Source organism: Escherichia sp. MOD1-EC5495 (genome assembly GCF_002965965.1).
Lineage (GTDB): Bacteria > Pseudomonadota > Gammaproteobacteria > Enterobacterales > Enterobacteriaceae > Escherichia > Escherichia ruysiae.
Genome location: NZ_PTRI01000046.1, coordinates 1 through 3240, shown reverse-complemented (window position 1 = coordinate 3240; position 3240 = coordinate 1). Strand labels below are relative to the sequence as shown.

4 protein-coding genes are annotated in these 3240 nt (G+C 47.4%); all 4 read right to left on the bottom strand.

Annotated elements, in window-relative coordinates; genetic code table 11:
- Positions 1-133 precede the first annotated feature (133 nt).
- The 4 genes from BEG40_RS22420 to BEG40_RS21420 all read right to left on the bottom strand — a co-directional run bounded on the left by BEG40_RS22420 (position 134) and on the right by BEG40_RS21420 (position 3007).
- Positions 134-247 (bottom strand): replication initiation protein, encoded by a 114-nt coding sequence (locus tag BEG40_RS22420; protein ID WP_071608544.1) that lies wholly within the window; start codon positions 245-247, stop codon positions 134-136.
- A gap of 653 nt (positions 248-900) precedes the next feature.
- Positions 901-1095: a Rop family plasmid primer RNA-binding protein gene (locus BEG40_RS21435; protein ID WP_001041633.1), complete on the bottom strand. Its 195-nt coding sequence runs from the start codon at positions 1093-1095 to the stop codon at positions 901-903.
- A gap of 817 nt (positions 1096-1912) precedes the next feature.
- On the bottom strand, positions 1913-2410 hold the full coding sequence (locus BEG40_RS21425) for a hypothetical protein (protein WP_019842774.1): 498 nt from the start codon (positions 2408-2410) through the stop codon (positions 1913-1915).
- A 9-nt stretch (positions 2411-2419) separates the two neighbouring features.
- Complete coding sequence (locus tag BEG40_RS21420; RefSeq protein WP_019842775.1) at positions 2420-3007, bottom strand: hypothetical protein; 588 nt, start codon at positions 3005-3007, stop codon at positions 2420-2422.
- Between the last annotated feature and the right edge of the window lie 233 nt (positions 3008-3240).

The following is a 3240-nucleotide window of genomic DNA, read 5'->3' as shown; positions in this document are numbered from 1 at the left end:
CGGTTTTTCGAAGGTTCTCAGAGCTACCAACTCTTTGAACCGAGGTAACTGGCTTGGAGGAGCGCAGTCACCAAAACTTGTCCTTTCAGTTTAGCCTGAACCGGTGCATAACTTCAAGACTAACTCCTCTAAATCAGTTACCAGTGGCTGCTGCCAGTGGCGCTTTGTCGTGTCTTTCCGGGTTGGACTCAAGATGATAGTTACCGGATAAGGCGCAGCGGTCGGGCTGAACGGGGGGTTCGTGCACACAGCCCAGCTTGGAGCGAACGACCTACACTGAACCGAGATACCTACAGCGTGAGCTATGAGAAAGCGCCACGCTTCCCGAAGGGAGAAAGGCGGACAGGTATCCGGTAAGCGGCAGGGTCGGAACAGGAGAGCGCACGAGGGAGCCACCAGGGGGAAACGTCTGGTATCTTTAAGTCCTGTCGGGTTTCGCCACCTCTGACTTGAGCGTCGATTTCTGTGATGCTCGTCAGGGGGGCGGAGCCTATGGAAAAACGCCTGCGGCGCGGCCTTCTTCCTGTTCTTGGTCTTTTGCTCACATGTTCTTTCCGGCCTTATCCCCTGATTCTGTGGATAACCGTGCTGCCGTTTTTGTGTAAGTCAGTACCGCTCGCCGCAGCCGAACGACCGAGCGTAGCGAGTCAGTGAGCGAGGAAGCGGAAAAGCGCCTGGACGCGCATTTTCTCCTTACGCATCTGTGCGGAATTTCACACCCGCCATGGGGCACTTTTCATACAATCTGCACTGATGCCGCATAGTTAAGCCAGTATACACTCCGCTATCGCTACGTGACTGGGTCAGGGCTTCGCCCCGACACCCGCTGACGCGCCCTGGCGGGCTTGTCTGCTGCCGAAAACGCTCGCGGACAAGCCGTGAGCGCCTCCGTCAGCTTCGTTATGTTCCTGTTTCACTTTCGGTCTCAAAGCGAACCTGGATGCTGTTCTGGAGTTCTTCCGCGAGTTCGTGCAGTCGTTCGCACATGGCCGCCTGTTCGTCGGCATCCAGAGCATCCAGTTTTTCAAGCAGTGTCAGGCTCTGGCTTTTGATAAATCGCGCCATATTCAGCGCAGTTTGTTGCTGTTTGTTCACCTTCCGTTGTTCTCCGTCAGTACCGGGTGTCGGGTGGACCCTGACCAGGTGGTAATTGTAAGACGTTGCGGGCGACGGTATTACAATTGCACATCCTGTCCTGTTTTTTTAGGACGTATCATGGCACAGCATATCAACTGATAAATAATCCCTGTGCAGTGCAGCCGCTGTTGCATAAAATTTCGCTCTGCGTCGAGTGTTTCTTAATCAATAATTCCGCTGATACTCCGGAAAAACGCGAGTCTGTTCTCATGCCTGAAATGCCCACACCCCACGCAAAAACAATTTTTTGCTGATTTTTCTTTATAAATAGAGAGTTATGACAAATTAGTTCTTCTTGCTCTCTTTGTGATATTTAAAAAAGCGGTGTCGGCGCGGTGTTGTAGCTGCGCCAACACCGCTTTTTAGGGGTGGTACTGACTATTTTCATAAAAAACATCATTTTATATTAGGGGTGCTGCTAGCGGCGCGGTGTGTTTTTTTACAGGACGCCCCTGGGGGCGCTGCTAGGGGTGTCTGTTCAGATATGTAGCAATGAGTCAGGGATTCACGAACTGAAAATGTCCGAAAATGTGTCTCATGGGCACCGTATGCGCCCAAACCGATCGCCATTCACTTTCATGCATAGCTATGCAGTGAGCTGAAAGCGATCCTGACGCATTTTTCCGGTTTTCGCTTGGTAAAACATCTCTTTTTGCGGTGTTCGCGGCAGAATCGCGTTCAGCGCGTTTTAGCGGTGCGCGTAATGCGACGTTATGTTCAATCTCCCACCTCAGGTATAGAAACAGGAGAGAGACACTCAGTGAGGCGACAATTATTACAGGTTAGACGTGTCAGAAATCACGGTCTTATTAGGAATGTAGCGAACTAGTGTTTGAGCCATAATTCCGGAGATGATCATCTTATTTAGCTCAATTGTTGTAGTATCAGTTTTCCATGTTGCTTTTTCATCACTTACAAACTGTGGTTTGCCATACTTTTGTGTAAGTAATTGATTTAATGTGTTAAATTGGTTGTTTGCTATTCCCTCATTTTTCTTTTCTTTGCTGGCAACGTTGGTTTGGACTAATTTATCTGATGCGTCAAAAATAAACGTAACTGTATATATTCCACTACCTATATTCACGTCTTCAATGCTCACTTTTCCCCATTGGTCTTTATACTTTTGAGGGGGGATTAAATGAGCTTTTCCTTTCTGGGCTGCAACGACCTGATTTGGGGTCATACCCCATTCGGTATTGCCATAACCAGAGTCCTTTGCCATGCCAATCAGTGGCAATGATAGCAAAGCGAGTGCAAGAATCTGCTTCTTCATGACGCCTCCTTATTTAAAACGTTCGACTTTGGCCAAGAACTCTTTAATGGAAACGATCGCTGTCGCTTTACCTCCGGGGATACTTTGTGCTGAGAAGTCGATGTCTTGATTTCCTTGGCTTGTGTGTATGCGAATGCGGCAGTTTTTAGCTGATACCATGCTCTCCAGCAATTTATACGGGATAACGATAGTATTCTTGCTAGAGGTATAGATCGTCTTGGATACGGAGTTATATGAGCTGCTGCTTAGATTAGTTTGTTGCTGTGCTTTATAGCTGGATATTTTACCATCAACATTTATATCAATCCCCGTCAAACCTAAGTATGCGGCATTTCCGCTAGATACATTCGAGTTGTAGGAAAGGATTAGTCCAGCCTCTTCTGGATAGGCACTAGACCATATCGCGCCCAACTGAAGTGGTGTTCCCCAAGTGCTGTTAGGATCGTATAGCGAATTTGGAGATACCTCTATGACAGTCGAGTTATCAAAGGTTGATGTTTGCTGAGAAACAACACCCATTCCCGCCAATTTATCCATTGCTGTACAGCCAGAGATCGCTACTACGATCGCAGAAGCAAAAAAAATCTTCCTTATCATATCGTTATCCTATTTTTTTCTTTTTAACAGAGACTGAAAAAACATCGTATTCCCGAAACCATTTTGCACACGATATTCTTTTTTAAAAGGATTTTGAAAGGATGCGGGCAGATCTTCTTGAGATCCTTAAGCGAGAGTCGTAATCTCTTAACCACGAAACGAAAAAACCGCCTTGGAGGGCGGTTTTTCGAAGGTTCTCAGAGCTACCAACTCTTTGAACCGAGGTAACTGGC